Annotated in this window: 2 protein-coding genes; both read right to left on the minus strand. The window is 55.9% G+C overall.

Going from position 1 to position 583, the window contains the following annotated elements; all coding sequences use genetic code 11:
* On the minus strand, positions 1-341 hold a 341-nt coding region (locus AC3WOE_RS30555), incomplete at its 3' end, for a hypothetical protein (protein WP_492696324.1).
* Between the two features lie 29 nt (positions 342-370).
* The coding region (locus AC3WOE_RS30560) for a phosphopantetheine-binding protein (RefSeq protein ID WP_492696326.1) at positions 371-583 on the minus strand (213 nt) is incomplete at its 5' end.

The following is a 583-nucleotide window of genomic DNA, read 5'->3' on the forward strand; positions in this document are numbered from 1 at the left end:
TGCGGATGAAGTTGCCCATCCAGTCGCAGCCCCATGGGCATGTGATACGCCTGGCTCTGGCCAGGCAGCTGGCACAGCACCCACAGGCGCTGCTGCGCAAACGACAGTGGCAGCCCCTGCTCGCGTTCCTCGGCCGACACCGCACTGATGGCAGGAATGTGTTTAGGTGTGCGCCTGGCATCCAAAGCGAATTGATGTCGCCCTTGAGCTTCCAGGATCTGGAGCAGCTCTGGCTTGAAATCTCGAATTTTTTCTATGAGAGCGTCATCTTGAAGTTGGGTCTTATCACCATAAAGAGCAACATCCCCCTCTTCCAGACATATCTCAATGTCTAGGTCCATCAGGTGCTGGAGCAGTTCGTGAGGAGTCCTCATACCTTCACCTTTGTGCGGTTCATTTGTTTTTTTAGAAATTCAGCCAAGGTCTGCACTTGGCTGCGCTGGAAAAACTCGCTGAGTGGCACGTCCAACGCAAAGTGTTTTCGCAGCCGTGCCATGGCCGAGACCGCCAGCAGCGAGTGCCCACCAAGCTTGAAGAAGTCGTCCTGGCGCCCGACGCGCTCCACCTTGAGCACTTGTGCCCA

The organism is Roseateles sp. FW305-36, assembly GCF_058787015.1.